Genomic DNA, 18,870 nt, shown 5'->3' with positions numbered 1-18,870 from the left:
GGAGAACTGATGATTTCATTAATGGTGGCGCATGACCCAGATCACGTGATCGGCAAGGACAATCAATTGCCCTGGCATATTCCGGAAGATTTAGCGTATTTTAAAAAACATACCATCGGAAAAGGCATGGTGATGGGGCGCAACACATTCGAATCGATCGGACGGCCCCTGCCGAAGCGGCGCAATATTGTCGTGACGCGCAATACGGCGTATACGGCTGAAGGCGCTGACATCACCCACAACCTGACCGATGCAATCGAATTGGCAAAACAGCAGCACGAAGAAGTGATGGTCATCGGGGGCGAACAGATTTTCCGGGAAGCCTTGCCGATTGCGGACAGGCTTTACATTACCCTTATCCATCAACGATTCCAGGGCGATACGTTTTTCCCTGAATACGGAAGGGAATGGACCTTAGTATCGGAGTCTGAACGCCATCAATCGGACGGCATCCCGTATTCGTATTTAGTGTACGAACGAAACGCAGGAGGAGAAACAGGTGCTTAAGTCTGCCCGAACCTTTTCCTATCTATTCGGCTATTTGCCGATTGCCGCCAAAAATCTGGCGAAGTTTAAAAAGCGTAAAGCCGGCTTGAGCCATGAGGAGTACAGCCGGCTGATCCATAGTGAGCCCCAGAAATGGGCAACAGGCATCATGAGACGCACCGGCAGCCAAGTCGAAGTGAGCGGGCTCGGGCATTTGCCAAAAGGGCCGGTACTGTTTGTCAGCAACCATGAAGGCAATTTCGATATTCCGGTGCTGTTGTCGTCGATCCCGAAACCGTTCGGCTTCATCTCGAAAGAAGAAGTGAAGAAGTTTCCGATCATCCCAGCTTATATGGAAGAGATGAATTGCGTGTTTCTTGACAGGACCGACCGGCGCAGCGCTTTCAAGTCCATCACCGATTCCATCGGCAAGCTTCAGGAAGGCCATTCCATCCTGATTTTCCCGGAAGGAACGAGAAGTAAAGGTCAGGGGCTTAAGGAATTCAAAGCCGGCTTCATGCGCATCGCAAAAGAAGCGCAAGTGCCCGTCGTGCCGATCGCCATCGAAGGCACAGCGCGCATTATGGAAAACAATAACAACCGTATTTGCCCGGCACATGTGACTGTCCAGGTGCTCAAGCCGATCACCCCGGAAGAGATGGACATTGCGGGCGTAAAAGCGGCGCAAGTGGTCAAAAGCCGCATCGAGCAAGCGCTGGCTAAGGTGCAGTGAAATTTTTACAAGAAGTGCCACATCATTTATGCAGAGGAAATGGAAGTGATCGAATGTCGAAAATTCATATCGTAACGGATTCGACTGCAGACTTGAAAGCAGAAGAAATAGAGTCATACGGGCTTCACGTGGTCCCTCTTTCGATCCAGATCGGGGGCAAGACCTACCTCGACCGCGTTGATTTGGAACCCGAAGCTTTTCTTGACCTGATGAAAAATTCAGATGAATTCCCGAAAAGTTCCCAACCAGCACCGGGCGTCTTTAAAGAGCTGTATGATGAACTCGGCAAGGATGGAAGCCAAATCATTTCCATCCATATGACAGGGGGCATGAGCGGCACCGTGGAATCGGCGCGCACAGCAGCGGAATTGACGGATACCGATGTAACGGTCATCGATTCCCGCTATATTTCCCACGCCTTGACGTTCCAAGTGTTTGAAGCCGCGAAAATGGCAAAAGAGGGAAAATCGGTGGAGGAAATCGTTGCACGAGTAGACCAGGTACGCCGCAATACGAAGCTGTATGTGGTGGTCGATACGCTCGATAATCTAGTCAAAGGCGGACGCATCGGCAAAGGCCGTGCGATGATCGGTTCGTTCCTGAAGATCAAGCCGATCGCTTCGCTCGACGACGGCGAATATACCCCTGTCGCCAAGATGCGCAGCCATAAGCAAGTGGTGGACTATTTGGTGAAAGATTTTGTCGAACGCACCAAAGGCAAAGTGGTCAAAGGCGTCGGCATCGCACAGGCGAATGGCCAGTCAATGGCTGAGCCGCTGCGCGAGAAAATCAAGGAAACCGGATTCACCGATATCCGTTATGATTTCACGACCCCGGTCATATCCACGCATACCGGAATCGGTGCCATCGGTTTTATGTATTATACGGAGTAAACTAAAAGAAATACGGAGGAGAGACGGACGTGAAACGCATCCTGTATATTGTCATCGCTTTATCGATTGTGCTTGCGGGATGTGCTTCGACGTTCAATTTCGGTAAAGAAGAAGCGGCGGCACGTTTGCCGGTAGAGTTCACACCCTATACGATCCCGCCCAATTTCATTCCGCAAACGGTCATCATCACGGCCCTTGGTGATTCCTTGTCGCAAGGCGTCGGCGATACGGAAAACCGCGGAGGTTATGCCGGCCGCTTGGCGATCGAGATGGCGGAATGGCCGGGGGTTGAAGGCATCGCCCTTGAGAATACAGCGAAACGCGGCAGGAGAAGCGACCAATTATTGGCGTTGTTCCAGCAAGGCAAGCTGTCCGGTCCGCTGCTCGCTTCCGATTATATTTTCATGACGATCGGCGGAAACGACGTCATGCGCATCGTCAAACGCGATCTGTTTTCACTTAATATCGAAGCGTTCAGCGAAGAACTTGTCCTCTACCAGAACCGCTTCGAGACCATCTATGCATCGATCCGTACATTGAACCCGTCAGCGCCGCTCATCGTCGTCGGCCTGTACAACCCATTTTCATTGGTGACGGATGAAGTCGAGGAATTCGACCAAATTATCGCTTCCTATAACGGAGTCATGCAAGAAACATTGGAAGATGACCCGCATGCCTGTTTCGTGCCCGTCAGCGACCTATTCGTCGGCAACGAGAACTTGGTCTACCACACCGATTTCTTTCACCCGAACAGCAAAGGCTATGACTTGATGGCTGAACGGGTATCGGAGAGGATGGGGCAATGCGGAATCAGCTTCCAGGGATAGGGGGTGGAAAAATGAAGAAATGGCGCTTTGCATTCTTCTTGCTATTGGTGTTGAACCTTATTGCTGCTATCGGATTTTTCCTGTTCATCACGACACCATCCGATAATTTTAATGCTTATCAGGCAGAAAGCGTGCCGCCGCCTGCAGGCAATACAGTCGTCGTCAATACGACCAAATCCGATTTCGAAGGCATCGCGAATACCTATATCGCGGATGCGATGGAAGGGCAACCGATGCCGTTGCGTTTATCGGTCACCGATAACGTCAGCTTGTCTACCGAATTGACTGTATTCGGCGTGACCTTGCCGATCCTTTTGGCATTCGACCCGGTCGTGCTGTCGGATGGCAATTTGCTGTTGGAACAGCGTTCAGTTGAAGTCGGTCAGCTCGACATACCACCGGAATCAGCGTTAAAATTGCTTCGAGACTCCGTGGATCTTCCAGAATTTATGGAAGTACTGCCGAAAGAAGAGGAAGTCGTGTTGAATCTCACCGAAATTCCCATCAACGGCGGCGTTTCAGTACGCGCAACATCGTTCGATCTTGAAGACGACGACATCCGTCTTTTAGTAACGATCCAGCCATAATATGAGGAGGAGTAAGATGAAAACAGAAAAAGCGACATTTGCCGGCGGCTGTTTTTGGTGCATGGTGCAGCCGTTCGATTCACTTGAAGGAATCGAAGCAGTCGTAAGCGGTTATACCGGCGGCGATTTGCCGAATCCGACCTATGAGCAAGTCTGCACAAACCTGACAGGCCACCGGGAAGCTGTGGAGATCACGTTCCAGCCCGAGCTATACCCTTATGAGCGGCTGCTTGACGTTTATTGGTCACAGATTGACCCGACCGATGCGGGCGGCCAATTTTTCGACCGCGGCGATTCCTATAAAACAGCCATCTATTATCATACGGAAGAACAGCGGATCGCGGCTGAGGAATCCAAACAGCAATTGGAGCGGTCGGGCAAATTCGACAAGCCGATCGCAACCGATATTTTGCCGGCGAAGGAATTCTACCCGGCAGAAACCTACCACCAAGACTATTACCAGAAAAACCCAACTCATTATAACCGTTATGCGACTGGATCCGGCCGTAAGGCATTTATCCAAAATCACTGGGGGGAAGCGAAATGAAAGACGATTTGAAAGCGAAATTGACGCCAATGCAATACCATGTCACGCAAGAAAACGGCACTGAACCGCCGTTTCAAGGCGAATTCGACCAACATTTCGAAGAAGGCATCTATGTCGATATCGTCTCCGGCAAACCTTTGTTCAGCTCGAAAGACAAATTCGATGCCCATTGCGGATGGCCAAGTTTTTCTAAGCCGATCGAAGACGAAGAAGTCAAAGAAAGCTTCGATACAAGCCATGGGATGAGACGGACGGAAGTGCGTTCTGCAACTGCCGATTCGCACCTCGGGCATCTGTTCCCGGACGGGCCATCTGAACTCGGCGGCTTGCGCTATTGCATCAACTCCGCAGCCTTGCGTTTCGTTCCGAAAGACCAATTGGAAGAGCAAGGCTATGGCGAATACCTGCAATTATTCGAATAAAACGGCAGCCTGGACTCCGGTCCGGGCTTTTTGCTGAAAGGAGGAGCCTCTCATGGAGCGCCCGTTTTATCAATTCGCACTGAAATACCGCGGCAAGCTCGTGCAAGATGAGTATTCCCGATTTGCCGAAGCGATGTTTTTGGATCACAGCTTCCCGAAAACGAGCAAGGATTTCCATGAAATCTCGCAATACATCGAAGAGAAGGCACATCCCGTTCTCCAAGCCTCCACATTCGACCGAATATGGGAAGAATACGAGGCCGGTTGAGGCTCTTCATTGCACTTGGGGAAAAAAAACAGTATGATTAGATCGACTAAAATAAAGTGAGGTTTTATGATGAGTGTCCACATTAATGCTAAAAAAGGCGATATCGCCGATACAATCCTGCTTCCGGGAGACCCGCTTCGCGCAAAGTACATCGCGGAGACATTCCTAGAAGACGTAACATTGTATAACGAAGTCCGCAATATGTTCGGGTATACGGGTACATACAAAGGCAAACGCATTTCCGTTCAAGGAACGGGCATGGGTGTACCATCCATCTCGATCTATGTGACGGAATTGATGCAAGAGTATGACGTGCAAAAATTGATCCGTGTCGGCACATGCGGCTCGATCCACAAAGATGTCAAAGTTCGCGACGTCATCCTTGCACAGGCAGCTTCGACAGATTCAAAAATGAACGATATCATCTTCAACGGCATCTCGTATGCGCCGATCGCCAACTTCGATCTTCTGCAAAAAGCATATGCAGCTGGCCAGGAAAAAGGCTTGAACTTGCGCGTCGGGAATGTTTTCACTGAAGACGTTTTCTACAACGAGCACGCAGAGCATGAGAAATGGGCGCAATATGGCATCCTAGGCCTTGAAATGGAGTCTTCCGCATTGTATACGCTGGCTGCGAAATTCGGCCGTAAAGCTTTGTCGATCTTGACGGTCAGCGATCATCTATTGACGGGTGAAGTGACTTCTGCAGAAGAACGCCAAACAACTTTCAATGACATGATTGTTGTGGCACTCGACGCAGCGATCCAAGACTAACAGGAACAAAGACTGTCGAGGCAGTCTTTTTCTTTTAACCCCCGCTTACATTCGGGAGGAATTCGAAACTTGCTGTCAGGTGAATGAAGAAAGTGGTGAACCAAATGGACGAAAAGCGACCGGGAGAAGAACAGCAACCCGAAGAGCAGGCGGCTGAAGAACCGAAGGCCCATTTTATTCGAATGAAAACCTTCTATTTCATCATGCTCGTCTTTTCCTTGATTATTGCGACAGCGGGCATCACCGTTTTCGCATTGACCTTTGGAGATGAAAAGGCGGTGGAAGTGAACAGTCCTGAACGCCAGGAATTCCAGAAACTATATTCGGCTTATGACCAAATTGAACAGGAATATTTCGAGGAAGTGGAACAGGAAAAGTTAATCAACGGCGCCATCAATGGGATGGTGGATGCGCTGGGCGACCCTTATTCCGATTATATGGATGAGAAAGAAGCTGCCCAATTCATGGAAGGCATTTCTTCCAGTTTCGAAGGCATCGGGGCGGAAGTCCAGGAACGCAACGGTTATGTGACAGTTGTGTCGCCGATCAAGAATTCGCCGGCTGAAAAAGCGGGCGTCTTGCCGAATGACCAAATACTGGAGGTTGATGGCGAGAGCATACAAGGGTATTCCACGACCGAAGCGGTCATGTTGATCCGCGGGGAAAAAGGGACGGAAGTGACCTTGACAATCCAACGTGGAGAAAATGCAGACCCGATCGAAATCACGATCGTCCGTGACGAGATCCCGATTGAAACGGTGTATGCGGAAATGGTCAATGACCAGGTCGCCCATATCAACATTACAAGCTTCTCTGAAAATACGTACAGCGAACTGCAGGAAGCCATTGCCGAGATGGAAGAACAAGGCATGGAAGCGGCAGTGCTGGATGTCCGACAGAATCCAGGCGGCTTGTTGAATACAGCGCTCGATATTTCCAACCTTTTCATTGAAGAGGGCAAAGAAATGTTCGAAGTGCAGGCAAAAGGCGAAGAGCCGGAAGTGTATTTGGCTACAGGCGGGGACAAGTTGGATATCCCGGTCACCTTATTGATCGATGGGGGCAGCGCTTCGGCTTCTGAGATTTTGGCAGGAGCGATGAGCGAATCCGCGGATGTTACTTTGGTCGGAGAGAAAACTTTCGGCAAAGGGACCGTCCAAACGGCGAATGACCTGTCGGATGGTTCGAACCTGAAGTTTACGACCGCTAAATGGTTGACGCCAGATGGCAATTGGATCCACGAAGAAGGCATCGAGCCGGATGAAGTGGTTCCGTATCCGGAATATGCGTCCTTGCCGTTCCTTGACCCGTCAGTCGAATTGAAAGATGGCAGCATTTCCGAACAAGTGCAGACGGCAGAGAAAATGCTCGATGCACTTGGTTATGAAGTCGGCGAAATCGACGGCGTGTTCGAAGAAGAGATGGAGCAGGCCGTAACTGAATTCCAGGAAGCGAACGACCTGGATGCGGACGGTGTATTGACCGAAGACACGACGTATGCGGTCATGGACCAATTGCGTGAAAAGATCAATACGGAAGACCCGCAGCTCCAGGAAGCCACCAAGATCTTGATGGAACAGGCTGGCTTGACGGCTGAAGAGGCGGCTGAGGAAGAAGCCGGTACAGAAGAATAAGCTAGTGGAAAAGGCCCGCTTCCGGCGGGCCTTTTCTTGCATATGGAAGAAAGGGTGAGTTGATGGTAGATGTATATTTGTTCAGTGGGTTTCTCGGGAGCGGGAAAACGACCTTGCTGAAGAAGATGATCATGGAATTCAAAGAAAAGGGCTTGAAGCCGGCGGTGTTCATGAACGAACTCGGATCGATGAATTTCGATTCGGAAGAAGTGGGGGACGGGGTGCCGCTTAAAGAGATTTTGGATGGCTGCATTTGCTGCAGCGGCTCGGAGAAATCGGAAGCGCAGATCCAGTCCTTGCTTGCAGAATCGGAATTCGATGTGTTGCTGATCGAAACGACGGGAGCGGCACATCCCGTTGAAGCGCTCGACGCGATATTCTCGCCTTTATTCGCAGAGCGCTTGAACTTCCGCGGCATTGTCACCGTGGCGGACAGTAAACGCTTTTTAGAGCGCCAGCAATTGTCTCCACAAATCCGCTCGTTGTTCATCGAGCAGATCCGCCACGCCGATTTACTACTGACGAACAAAACGGATTTGCTGAGCGAATCGGAACAAAGCCAGGCGATTTTCGAGATCCAGCAAATCAATCCAACGGCGCGCATTGTCCAGACGGTGCATGCTAAAGTGCCTTTGAAATTGCTTGAATCCGTGAACCCCTCACAGCGCGGTGCTGTCGAACAGGCACCGGTGTCAAAATTGAATCTGCAGACGAAGATCGTGTCATTCGATGAGCCCGTTGAGCGGGAGGCGTTCGAGGAATGGCTGCGCAAGTTGCCGGATACGGTTTACCGCATCAAAGGCTATCTTACGCTTTCCGGCCATAGCTATCCGCATTCGTTCCAATACGCTTACGGCATGGTGCAATGGCTGCCTGAATACATGAAATTGCGCAACCAGATCGTGCTGATCGGCGAAAACCTCGAGGAGCTGAAGATGCCATGATTGAAGCATATAAACGATTATGGCCGGACCGGCAAGGGGTCCAGCGTCTTACGACGCAAGACGAATTGGAAAATAGCATACGCGTGGAACTGAATGACGAGTTGACCCATCCGCGCGTGCGCCGGCCGGTGGAGGAAAAACTGGAGTTGGCAATTGGGCGGATCGGTGAGTCAGCGCTTACGGATGAGGAAAAAACACAATTGATCCAATTATACAAAAAACTTGCCGCTCACTGAGCGGCAAGTTTTTTTTGGATGAACAACAGGCGGATCGATAAGGTGATGGCTCCTGCCGTGAGTCCGGCGATCAGGCCGACCCAATAGCCGAATGCGCCAAGATCGGTGAATGTAGCGAACAGATAGCCTGAAGGCAATCCGATGACCCAATAGGAAATGAGTGCCATGATGAACGTGATATTGACATCCTTATAGCCGCGCAGCGCCCCTTGCACCGGAGCTTGGACAGCGTCCGACACTTGGAAAAGAGCAGCGAAGATCAAGAACTGGACAGCGAGCCCGATAACGGCGGGATCGGATGAATATAACTGGGCGATCGGTTCGCGCAGGAAATAAAGGATAGCGGAAGAGATGACGCTGAGCGTCACCGCCGCCCCGACCCCGAGCCAGCTGTATTGCTTGGCATGGGACGCGCGTTTTGCCCCGACTTCGAATCCTACCAGTATCGTCGCGCCCATCGATATGCTGAGCGGCAGCATATAAAGCAGCGATGCGAAGTTCAAGGCGATCTGGTGGGCGGCGATGGTGATCGTCCCGTATACCGACATCATGAAGGTAACCGCGGAAAAGATGCTCGTTTCGGCGAAGATCGAAATGCCGATCGGCACGCCGATCCCCGTGATTTCTTTCCAACGCGCCAAGGAAGGGCGGGCCCACTTGCGGAAAATCCCAAATGACTTGAACGGTTCGTTCGTATGGATGATGAATGCGGCAATCGCAAGCACGAGCCAATAGGTGATCGCCGATGCCATCCCGGCTCCCGGCCCGCCCAGTTCAGGAAAACCGAAGTTGCCGAAAATCAACAAGTAGTTGAAGAATACATTGATCGGCGCCGACATCAAGGTGATGAACATCGTCACGCGCGTGGCACCGAGTGCGTCGATATACGAGCGCAGAGCGTTATAGGCGAAGAGCGGGATTAACCCCAGACTCATCGCAAATATATAGCGTCGCGCGACCTCGTTGACAGCAGGTTCAAGATCCATGAACCCGAGCAGCCAGCCGATGCCGAAGAAGAAAAAGCCGAAGACGGCAGCCGCGAGCAAGACAGCCAAATAAATCCCTTGCTGCACCGCGTCTTTCACGCCATCTTTTTTCTTGGCCCCCATCAATTGTGCTACAATTGGAGTAATGGACATGAGGATGCCGGCAAGTCCGATATACACCGGAACCCAAAAAGAGGAGCCGATCGACACGCCGGCCAGATCCTCGGTCCCGTATCGGGCGGTCATGTAAATATCGAAAAAAGTCACCATATACATAGCGACTTGGGTGATGAGAATCGGCAGGACGATTTTCATTAGCAATTTGAGTTTTTCTCGAGTCGTTCTCGTTTCGTACATATGCACAGCCTCCCAATACACTTGCAATACCAAATAACACGAGTATATCACACAAACCGTGCTAAGTGATGAAGACACCTATGCACACGGCAGGAGAGTTGGACAACAGATGGAAAACAAGACAATCATATTGACAGGCGGCGGGACAGCCGGCCACGTCTCATTAAATCAGGCCATCATTCCGGAACTGGAAAAGCTCGGGTTCCGCGTTGAATATATCGGTTCCAAAGAAGGCATCGAAAATGAATTGATCCGCGAGTCGCATCCCGAAATTACATACCATGCCATTTCGAGCGGCAAATTGCGCCGCTATTTCTCGATGAAGAATTTCACGGATCCGTTCCGAGTGGGGGCAGGCTTGACGCAAGCCTTGAATATCATCCGCAAAGTGAAGCCGGCCGCCATCTTTTCAAAAGGCGGTTTCGTCTCGGTGCCGGTCGCGATGGCAGGGCGTTTGGCAGGAGTGCCTGTCATCATCCACGAGTCAGATGTCACACCGGGCCTTGCGAATAAATTGGCCATTCCCTTTGCGGATCACATCTTCACGGTCTTCAAGGAAACGATGGGCCATGTGCCGAAAGAGAAATCGACTTGCACGGGCTCGGTCATCCGCAGCGAACTGCTGGATGGTTCAGCCGCAAGCGGCAAGGAATTATGCCATTTCGACAATAACCATAAAGTCTTGATGGTCATGGGCGGCAGCCAAGGGTCGGCGCTCATCAATGAGGCGGTACGCGAAAACCTGGACCGCTTGACCAAGCAGTTCAACATCATCCACCTTTGTGGAAAAGGCAATATCGATGAACGCCTTGAAGGCCACGAACAGTATTGCCAGTTTGAATATGTAACGCATGAGTTGCCGCATCTATTGCATTTGACGGACCTCGTCGTCTCCCGTGCAGGCTCGAATTCGATATTTGAATTTCTTGCCTTGAAAAAGCCGATGCTGCTTATCCCCCTGTCGAAGCAAAAAAGCCGCGGCGACCAGATCCTGAATGCCAATTTGTTCAAATCCCAAGGCTTTGCCCATGTGCTCGAAGAAGAGCAATTGGATGCCCACAGCTTCTTGGCGGCGATTGAACAATTGGCAGCTGAAGAAGAGCAATTGATCCACGCAATGACAGAGGCAGAACCGCCGAAAACCGCCTACGAGATGGCGAAATTGGTGGCTGCCCACGCCAAATAAACTCGAGCTGAAGAGGTGTTTGATATGGAATTATTGAAAGTGCATGGCTCAATGAATACATTTTTCCTTTATGAGGGAAGCGACCGCGAGGATTTTCCGCAATTGACGAAGCGACTGGCGGCACTAGATCCGGAAATAGACGGCCTGTTGACCGTCTCTCCATCCATACACGCGGATGCGAAAATGCGCGTGTTCAATACGGATGGCTCTGAAGCTTCCATGTGCGGCAACGGCTTGCGTTGTGTGGCACGCTTTGTTTGCGAGCGGGAAGGGGCCGAACAGGCAGTGATCGAAACGATGAAAGCGGATTTAGCCGTGCAAAAAGAACGGGAAGTGGATGCAGGCGTCAAAATGTATGGCGTTGAAATTTCACCTGTTTCTTTCCGGTTAGCCGATTTGCCGATGGCGTTTGAAGATCACACCGAATGGCGCCATCGAGCGCTGCCATTTATGGATGGTGAGATCCCATTTACTGCGGTTGCCGTCCCGAATCCCCATTTGATCGGGATTGTCGGCAAAGAATTGCAGAAAGACCCTTCCCACCAGGAGAAATGGGCCGCTTATTTCAATGGCGAAAACCCATATTTTTCGGATGGGGTCAATTTAAGTTATGTGACACCGATAAAGCAAGGGATTTTTGTCCGCACTTATGAGAGAGGCGTCGGCTTTACGGACGCGTGCGGTACGGCCATGACAGCCTCCGCATTGGTCAGTTGTCTTGTGGGGCTCGTGCCTTTCGGTGACGTTTCCGTTTTTAATCCAGGTGGTATGGTTAATTGTTCGGTAAAATCCGCGGACGGCCATTATCAATTGAAATTGAGCGGCAATGCGACATATCTGGGGGGGTATCGCTTCCATGCCGGCACTTCTTTGGCAGAAGGCGGGCTGGAACTGGTAAAACCGATGGATGAGCAGCCGGCTTATGAAAGATTCATTGAGAAAATCAGCAGCGCGACAGCAGAGCTGAGATAACAGAAAGCGGTGGATTCGATGTCCGGACCTTTTACGAAAGAGCAAATGGATATGCTGTACGGGAAAGCGGCCGACCCTGTCTATTATATGCAACAGCAGGGAAACAGCTTTGTTTATGTTTGGGTCAATCCAGTCTGCAAGGAGATCTTCGGGATCGATTTAACGGGCCGTACCGTAGAGGAGTGCATGCCGAAGGAATTGGCGATTGAAATCCATAAACAATATCGGATTGCGATCAAGCGCAATGAGCGGCATCGTTACCGGGACTATAGCCTGTTCTCCGACCGCGGCACTGCAATGGAAACCGAACTGACCCCATTCAGCCATGAAGGGCAGCAATACGTGCTGGCGATTACGAGGGATGTTACAGAACAAAAGAAAATCGAAGAGGATTATCTGTTCTATCAATCGCTTGTACAAAATTCAGTCGATCCGATGTTGATGATTTCGGCGGACTTTACCATTCTCGACATGAACCCGGCGTATGAGCGGACTTTCGGCGTGAAACGCCAGGATTGGGTGGGGTGCAATTACGAGGATATCCCGCAGGACAAGCAAAAATTCTTCGAGACAGGCAAGCTGCTTCTTGAAAACAGCCGGAGCACCCATAAAGCGAGTTCGATCTTCTTGAGCCGAGTCAAGAGCGATGGGCGGGAAGCGAAGTTCTCAGCCAGCTATTCATTGATCAAGGAAGACGGGATCATCCGGGCCTTTCATGTCGTGTTCCGTGAGCTGACGAATGAATTGTTATTGAAGCATGAACTGAAACGGACGGAGAATATTCTGGAAAGCTACAAGGATGCACTGAATTACGCAGCACTCGTACTCATCTGGGATATCTCCGGTATGATTGAATTTGCCAATGATAACTTCAAGAAGCTGACAGGGTTCGACAGCAGCGAATTGACTGGGATGAACATACAGACCATCGGCCATGCAATCATGCCCAAACAGCAGCTCGCTCATCTCCAGTCGGTCTTGAGGAAAGGCGAAATCTGGCGCGGGCAAGTGCATAGCCTGAAAAAGAATGGGCAGCCGTTCTGGGTGGATGCCACGATCATTCCGCTGTTGGATGTCGAAGGGCAGATCTATCAGGTGCTTTCCATCCTGTTCGATATCACGGACCGCAAGGAAATGGAAGAGCAATTGCATCATATGGCGTATCATGATTCATTGACGAATTTGCCGAACCGGCGAATGATGGTCAAGCATTTCCGGGAGATGGCAGCGCATAGCAGCCGGATGGGAGAGCAGGTCGCTGTCCTGTACATAGATGGCGATAATTTCAAGGAAATCAATGACCGGCACGGCCACGAAATCGGCGATGAATTCATCCACCAATTCGCCCGCGCGCTTGAACGCAGCATCCGAAAACGGGATGTAGCGGCACGTATCGGAGGGGATGAGTTCCTCATCCTGTTGCCCGGCATTTCCACCATCGACAGCCGGAACCAGATCGAGAGCATTATTTCGCGCATCCACCAGACATTGAAAGATGGATGGATGATCGAGGGCCGCCAATTCTCGCCGACTTGCTCCATCGGAAGTGCCTTGTATCCGGAGAATGGAAGTGAGTTTGAGGAGCTGATCCAAAAAGCCGACCATGCACTTTATGAAGCGAAAAAAAGGGGCGGGGGCATCGTATGTTTTCACGGTGAAGGATGACTTTCTTCCATTATAAACCGTAAATTCTGCAGTCCTGGATGCATGTAAGCGCTTCAATGCGTTTTAACTGAATCTTTTCAAGTAAAAGCATTGTTTTTTTCAGTGGAAGTAGTAAGATTGATATGGAAATTCGTTCAGTACCGCTACAGCCCTGCCGCTTTAAGTCGGGCGAGGGGCGTGCTAAAATAGGAAAGACCTATAAATAAAAGTGAATGCCATAAGGCAAATAGTTGGAGGTTATTCAATGTCTACCAATCAACCGGACACAAAATCCCCATGGAATTCCATAACCGGCCCAAACTTGGGTTATGTTATGGAGATGTACGAGCTTTATCAGGAAGCCCCTGAATCGATCGACCCCGAATTTGCGGAGCTATTCAAACAATACGGCCCGCCAACCGAACAGCCTCCCGTACAGACGGGTGCTGCTGCGGGAACCGCTTCCGGCGCTTCAGTCGAACCGAACCGTTTTGAAAAAGTATTGGCAGCGATCAACCTGGCGGAAGCCATCCGGGCACACGGCCATCTGGCATCGGATATCTACCCATTGAAAGACCAGCCGCGTGATACGGAGAGACTGGAAATCTCAAAATACGGCTTGAGTGAAGCCGATTTGAAAGATGTACCGGTATCCTTGATCCTGGAAAATGCACCAGCCGAGGTGAAGAACGGCCTGGATGCAATCAATTACCTGAAATCGCTATACACGGACAAAATCGCTTACGAATTCGCGCATGTCATCCAACCGCAGGAACGCAGCTGGATACAGTCGAAAATCGAAGCGGGCGATATGAAACCAAAACTCGATGCCGACAAGAAAAAACAGGTGTTGGATCTTTTGACGCGCGTTGAAGGATTTGAGAAATTCGTTCATCGCACATTTGTCGGACAAAAGCGCTTTTCAATTGAAGGTGTCGATTCGCTTGTCGTCTTGATGGATGAACTGGTCCGCATGTCCGAATCGTCAGGCACTGAAAACATCATGATCGGCATGGCCCACCGCGGCCGCTTGAACGTCCTGACACATATCCTCCACAAACCGTATGAAATGATGTTCGCTGGATTCGCGCATGTCGGCGATGAAGCGTTCCTACCGGAAGACGGATCGCTTGAAATCACCAAAGGCTGGTTTGGCGACGTAAAATACCATATGGGTGCTGCATATAGCTCTAAAGCGGGAACGAAGATCAAGCTTGCCTATAACCCATCCCACCTGGAAGTCGTGAGCCCGATCGTGACAGGGCAAACTCGCGCTGCACAGGAAATGACTTCGGAAAGCGGCTTGGCTCCGCAAGATCCGAAAAAAGCCTATTCGATCCTCGTCCATGGCGATGCCGCGTTCCCAGGGCAAGGCATCGTGACGGAAACCTTGAACTTCAGCCGCATCAAAGGGTACCAAACGGGTGGATCGATCCATATCATTGCCAATAACCTGATCGGTTTTACAACGGAACAGTATGATTCCCGTTCTACCCATTATTCATCCGACCCGGCAAAAGGCTTCGAAGTTCCGGTATTGCATGTCAATGCGGACGATCCGGAAGCTGTAGTAGCCGTTGCCAAGTTGGCTTTTGAATACCGCGAGAAATTCGGCAAAGATATCTTGATCGACCTGATCGGCTACCGCCGTTATGGCCATAATGAGATGGATGAGCCGTTAGTGACCAATCCGATGATGTATCACGGCGTTCATCAGCACGATACGGTCCGTGAATTGTACGGAAAACAATTGGCTTCCGAAAACGTGCTGTCAGAAGATGATGTCAAAAAGCTGGATGCAGACATCCAAAAAGTGATGCAAGAAGCCTATGACAAAGTAAAAGAGAACAAATCCGACGATCACCCGAAACTTGAAATGCCAGAAGCCGTATTGAACGGTTTCCCGGAAATCGAAACGGGCGTCGGCAAGGACATCCTTGAAAAAATGAACCATGAACTTTTGTCATGGCCTCAAGACTTTTCCGCATTCGGCAAATTGGCGCGCATCCTGAAACGCCGCGAAGAGCCGTTTAAAGGTAAAGGAAAAATCGATTGGGCCCATGCCGAGACATTGGCTTTTGGTTCCATTTTGCAAGACGGCAACCCGATCCGCCTGACAGGGCAAGATGCACAGCGCGGAACCTTCGCACACCGCCATCTGGTGCTGCACGATGAGAAGAACGGCAATGAACTAGTTCCGCTTCACCATATTTCCGACTCGAAAGCATCATTTGTCGTCTACAACAGCCCATTAAGTGAAGCTTCTATACTTGGTTTCGAATACGGCTATAATGTGGAGAATGACAAAGCTTTGGTCATTTGGGAAGCGCAATATGGGGATTTCGCCAATATGGCACAAGTCATGTTCGACCAATTCATTTCGTCCGGCCGCGCAAAGTGGGGCCAAAAATCCGGTTTGGTCATGCTGCTTCCGCACGGCTACGAAGGGCAAGGGCCGGAACACTCCAGTGCACGCCTCGAGCGTTATTTGCAAATGGCTGGAGAAAACAACTGGACAGTCGCCAACCTATCCAGCGCAGCAAACTACTTCCACATTCTCCGCCGCCAGGCGAAAATGCTTGGAGAAGAAGCGATCCGCCCACTCATCATCGTGTCGCCAAAATCACTTCTAAGACACCCGCTTGTCGGGGCTGAAGTCGATCAATTGGCAGAAGGCCAGTTCGAGACAGTCATCGAGCAGCCGGGCATGGGGCAGGATGCGAAGAAAGTGAAACGCCTGTTATTTGCAAGCGGCAAGATGGCCATCGATTTGGCGGAACGCGTCAAAGACGGAAAAGGCTACGAATGGGCGCATATCGTCCGCGTCGAGCAATTGTATCCGTTCCCGGCCGAAAAAATCAAAGCGATTATCGATCGCTACCCGAATGCCAAGGAATTGGCGTGGGTTCAGGAAGAGCCGCAAAACATGGGATCGTGGTCATTCGCTGACCCTTACTTGCGCGATCTTGCAGATGGCAAAGAAGTGAAATATTATGGACGCATGAAGCGCCAAAGCCCTGCAGAAGGCGATGGCGAGTCCCATAAAGTCGAACAGGCACGCATCATCGATGAAGCTTTAGCTAAATCGAAATGATGAACTTTTAAGGAGGAATTAATTGTGGCAGAGATCAAAGTACCGGAATTAGCAGAATCGATTACAGAAGGAACAATCGCCCAATGGCTGAAACAGCCAGGCGATACAGTAGAGAAAGGTGAATTCATCGTTGAACTTGAGACAGACAAAGTCAACGTCGAAGTCATCTCTGAAGAAGCGGGTGTCGTCCAGGAATTGCTTGCAGAAGAAGGCGATACAGTTGAAGTTGGTCAAGTAATCGCAACAGTTGGAGAAGGTTCTGGCGAAGCGGCAGCTTCAGCACCGAAAGAAGAAGCTTCAACAAAAGAAGCGCCAAAAGAAGATTTGGCGAAAGAAGAAGCGAAGCAAGAAGCTCCTGCAGACGAAGAAGCAGCGCCGACAGAAGAAGACAGCACTTCTTCCGACCGCACAATCGCAAGCCCTGCGGCCCGTAAGTTGGCTCGTGAAAAAGGCATCGACCTGGCTTCCATCACGCCAGTAGACCCTATGGGCCGCGTGCGCGTTCAGGATGTCGAAGCGCACGGTTCGAAACCGGCAGCGGCTCCAGCTAAACAGGAAGCACCGAAAGCTTCTGCGCCAGCAGCACCTTCTTCTGATGAAGAAAGCGGCCGCGTTGTCCGTGAAAAAATGACAAGACGCCGCCAGACGATCGCCAAGCGTTTGCTTGAAGTGAAACAATCGACGGCCATGCTGACGACGTTCAACGAAATCGACATGACCAATGTAATGGAACTGCGCAAGCGCAAGAAAGACAAATTCCAGCAAGACCATGACGTCAAGCTTGGGTTCATGTCATTCTTCACTAAAGCAGTGACGGCTGCATTGAAAAAATACCCATACGTAAACGCTGAGATCGATGGCACGGATGTGCTCTTGAAGCAGTACTATGATGTAGGGATCGCTGTATCGACTGAAGAAGGGCTTGTTGTGCCGATCGTCCGCGATACGGATAAAAAGAACTTTGCAGAAATCGAAGCGTCAATCGGCGAATTGGCGACAAAAGCCCGCGACAAGAAATTGTCAATCGGTGATATGACCGGCGGATCGTTCACGATCACAAACGGCGGTGTCTTCGGTTCGCTCTTGTCTACGCCGATCTTGAACGGTACGCAAGTCGGGATCCTCGGCATGCACACGATTCAAAAGCGCCCGATCGCAGTGGGCGACAATGTCGAAATCCGTCCGATGATGTACGTAGCCCTGTCGTATGACCACCGTGTCATCGATGGAAGCGACTCTGTCGGCTTCTTGAAAACAGTGAAAGAATTGATCGAGAACCCAGAAGACCTATTGCTTGAATCGTAAGACCACACCAAAAGGCAGCTCCATTGCGGGGCTGCCTTTTGTTATGGGATAATGTGGCATAGAGACGGGGGATTTGGATGGAGCTGGATTTTCTATGGGAAATGGCGATGGAATACGGATATTTAAGCATGTTCTTGGTGAATTGGCTATTGCTGTTTGGCCTTCCGGTCCCCAATGAATTCGCGGCAGCGTTTTCAGGCGTCGTAACGGAAACGAGCGATTTCAAGCCATTGCCAGCCTTTCTTTCCGCCTATAGCGGGCTAATCACGAGTAATTTATTCGCATATGGCATCGGTTGGCTGTTCGGGAACCGGTTGATCGAAGGGCTGCAGAGGACATTATTGCAGAGGGGCATCGAACGATTCCGGCAACTTTTGGCTGAAAAAGGGAATTGGGCGATCGCGTTCAGTTTTTTCCTCCCCGGCGTGCGCTGGGCAATGCCTTATGTCGTAGGGGCCGGCCGCTTTCCGCTCGGGCGATATTTGCTGTTCGCCATGCCTGCCGGATTTGTCTGGACTTTTGCCTATTTTTCGTTGGGCCGCAGTTTCCCATATGCCTACGAAGCGATTCTTGGACATTTGCAATGGTTTTTGATCACATTATCGACTATCGCGGTCATCGGCTTGGTGGGATATCTTGCCATCGTTCGGAAAGGCGGCAAAGGGGGGCAAGTTTGAATTTCCACTGAGTTTTCCTTATACTGAAATTAGCTATAAATAGATGGAAAAGGATGAGAGCGATGATACATACGAATTGGCTGGAAAAAGAAACAACCCGTACCGTAACCTGCAAGCACACCGATGCCGCAAAATTTTTAGTATCGAATGTGCTGACGGTAGGGCAGCAATATGATGTGAAAAACGAAACGGAAGAATTCTTGTTTGTCGTCGACAACACTGGAAAAGTCGGCGGCTATTACAAAACTTATTTCGAGTGATGAACAAAAAACCGATGAAGCCATCGGTTTTTTCTATG

The 18,870-nt window shown here is 50.5% G+C and carries 20 protein-coding genes; 19 read left to right on the top strand and 1 reads right to left on the bottom strand.

Annotated elements, in window-relative coordinates; all coding sequences use genetic code 11:
- Positions 1–9: 9 nt before the first annotated feature.
- From BBI15_RS08910 to BBI15_RS08855, 12 genes are all read left to right on the top strand, one after another.
- Complete coding sequence (locus tag BBI15_RS08910; RefSeq protein ID WP_084632806.1) at positions 10–507, top strand: dihydrofolate reductase; 498 nt, start codon at positions 10–12, stop codon at positions 505–507.
- Positions 500–1,219 carry a lysophospholipid acyltransferase family protein gene (locus BBI15_RS08905; protein ID WP_068869239.1) on the top strand — a complete coding sequence of 240 codons (720 nt, stop codon included), beginning with the start codon at positions 500–502 and terminating at the stop codon, positions 1,217–1,219. Before BBI15_RS08910 ends, BBI15_RS08905 begins: the two co-directional genes overlap by 8 nt.
- 53 nt (positions 1,220–1,272) lie before the next feature.
- On the top strand, positions 1,273–2,112 hold the full coding sequence (locus tag BBI15_RS08900; protein WP_068869238.1) for a DegV family protein: 840 nt from the start codon (positions 1,273–1,275) through the stop codon (positions 2,110–2,112).
- Between the two features lie 29 nt (positions 2,113–2,141).
- Positions 2,142–2,939, top strand: coding sequence for a GDSL-type esterase/lipase family protein (locus tag BBI15_RS08895; RefSeq protein ID WP_068869237.1), 798 nt, complete (start codon positions 2,142–2,144; stop codon positions 2,937–2,939).
- 11 nt (positions 2,940–2,950) lie between these two features.
- A complete protein-coding gene (locus BBI15_RS08890) occupies positions 2,951–3,526 on the top strand; it encodes a YpmS family protein (protein ID WP_068869236.1) in 576 nt (191 codons plus the stop codon).
- A 16-nt stretch (positions 3,527–3,542) separates the two neighbouring features.
- Complete coding sequence (gene msrA, locus BBI15_RS08885; RefSeq protein WP_068869235.1) at positions 3,543–4,073, top strand: peptide-methionine (S)-S-oxide reductase MsrA; 531 nt, start codon at positions 3,543–3,545, stop codon at positions 4,071–4,073.
- Positions 4,070–4,495 (top strand): peptide-methionine (R)-S-oxide reductase MsrB, encoded by a 426-nt coding sequence (gene msrB, locus BBI15_RS08880; RefSeq protein WP_068869234.1) that lies wholly within the window; start codon positions 4,070–4,072, stop codon positions 4,493–4,495. The genes msrA and msrB overlap by 4 nt, the downstream gene beginning before the upstream one ends.
- A 52-nt stretch (positions 4,496–4,547) precedes the next feature.
- Positions 4,548–4,763 carry a YozE family protein gene (locus BBI15_RS08875; protein WP_068869233.1) on the top strand — a complete coding sequence of 72 codons (216 nt, stop codon included), beginning with the start codon at positions 4,548–4,550 and terminating at the stop codon, positions 4,761–4,763.
- Between the two features lie 69 nt (positions 4,764–4,832).
- A complete protein-coding gene (deoD, locus tag BBI15_RS08870) occupies positions 4,833–5,537 on the top strand; it encodes a purine-nucleoside phosphorylase (protein WP_058380644.1) in 705 nt (234 codons plus the stop codon).
- Between the two features lie 104 nt (positions 5,538–5,641).
- Positions 5,642–7,171 (top strand): lmo1851 family serine protease, encoded by a 1,530-nt coding sequence (locus tag BBI15_RS08865; protein ID WP_068872559.1) that lies wholly within the window; start codon positions 5,642–5,644, stop codon positions 7,169–7,171.
- Positions 7,172–7,233: 62 nt separating this feature from the next.
- Positions 7,234–8,115 carry a CobW family GTP-binding protein gene (locus BBI15_RS08860; protein ID WP_068869232.1) on the top strand — a complete coding sequence of 294 codons (882 nt, stop codon included), beginning with the start codon at positions 7,234–7,236 and terminating at the stop codon, positions 8,113–8,115.
- On the top strand, positions 8,112–8,351 hold the full coding sequence (locus BBI15_RS08855) for a hypothetical protein (RefSeq protein WP_068869231.1): 240 nt from the start codon (positions 8,112–8,114) through the stop codon (positions 8,349–8,351). Before BBI15_RS08860 ends, BBI15_RS08855 begins: the two co-directional genes overlap by 4 nt.
- On the opposite strand, the gene BBI15_RS08850 is transcribed toward BBI15_RS08855, so the two are convergent.
- On the bottom strand, positions 8,345–9,694 hold the full coding sequence (locus BBI15_RS08850; protein WP_068869230.1) for an MATE family efflux transporter: 1,350 nt from the start codon (positions 9,692–9,694) through the stop codon (positions 8,345–8,347). The genes BBI15_RS08855 and BBI15_RS08850 overlap by 7 nt on opposite strands.
- Positions 9,695–9,803: 109 nt before the next feature.
- Between BBI15_RS08850 and BBI15_RS08845 the strand changes: the two genes are divergently transcribed.
- From BBI15_RS08845 to BBI15_RS08815, 7 genes are all read left to right on the top strand, one after another.
- Positions 9,804–10,880 carry an undecaprenyldiphospho-muramoylpentapeptide beta-N-acetylglucosaminyltransferase gene (locus BBI15_RS08845; protein ID WP_068869229.1) on the top strand — a complete coding sequence of 359 codons (1,077 nt, stop codon included), beginning with the start codon at positions 9,804–9,806 and terminating at the stop codon, positions 10,878–10,880.
- 24 nt (positions 10,881–10,904) lie between these two features.
- Entirely contained in the window at positions 10,905–11,852 is a 948-nt protein-coding gene (gene dapF / locus BBI15_RS08840) for a diaminopimelate epimerase (protein WP_068869228.1), read from the top strand.
- 18 nt (positions 11,853–11,870) lie between these two features.
- Positions 11,871–13,517 carry a sensor domain-containing protein gene (locus BBI15_RS08835; protein ID WP_068869227.1) on the top strand — a complete coding sequence of 549 codons (1,647 nt, stop codon included), beginning with the start codon at positions 11,871–11,873 and terminating at the stop codon, positions 13,515–13,517.
- A 244-nt stretch (positions 13,518–13,761) separates the two neighbouring features.
- Positions 13,762–16,590, top strand: a complete 2,829-nt coding sequence (locus BBI15_RS08830; protein WP_068869226.1) for a 2-oxoglutarate dehydrogenase E1 component — start codon at positions 13,762–13,764, stop codon at positions 16,588–16,590.
- Positions 16,591–16,614: 24 nt separating this feature from the next.
- The gene (odhB, locus tag BBI15_RS08825) at positions 16,615–17,895 is read left to right on the top strand and encodes a 2-oxoglutarate dehydrogenase complex dihydrolipoyllysine-residue succinyltransferase (protein ID WP_068869225.1); all 1,281 of its coding nucleotides are present in this window, start codon (positions 16,615–16,617) and stop codon (positions 17,893–17,895) included.
- A 77-nt stretch (positions 17,896–17,972) separates the two neighbouring features.
- The gene (locus tag BBI15_RS08820) at positions 17,973–18,572 is read left to right on the top strand and encodes a DedA family protein (protein ID WP_068869224.1); all 600 of its coding nucleotides are present in this window, start codon (positions 17,973–17,975) and stop codon (positions 18,570–18,572) included.
- A gap of 62 nt (positions 18,573–18,634) precedes the next feature.
- Entirely contained in the window at positions 18,635–18,832 is a 198-nt protein-coding gene (locus BBI15_RS08815) for a DUF6501 family protein (protein ID WP_068869223.1), read from the top strand.
- Positions 18,833–18,870: the final 38 nt, after the last annotated feature.

The sequence above is a fragment of the Planococcus plakortidis genome, from assembly GCF_001687605.2.
GTDB lineage: Bacteria > Bacillota > Bacilli > Bacillales_A > Planococcaceae > Planococcus > Planococcus plakortidis.
This window is presented reverse-complemented; position numbering and strand designations above follow the sequence as displayed.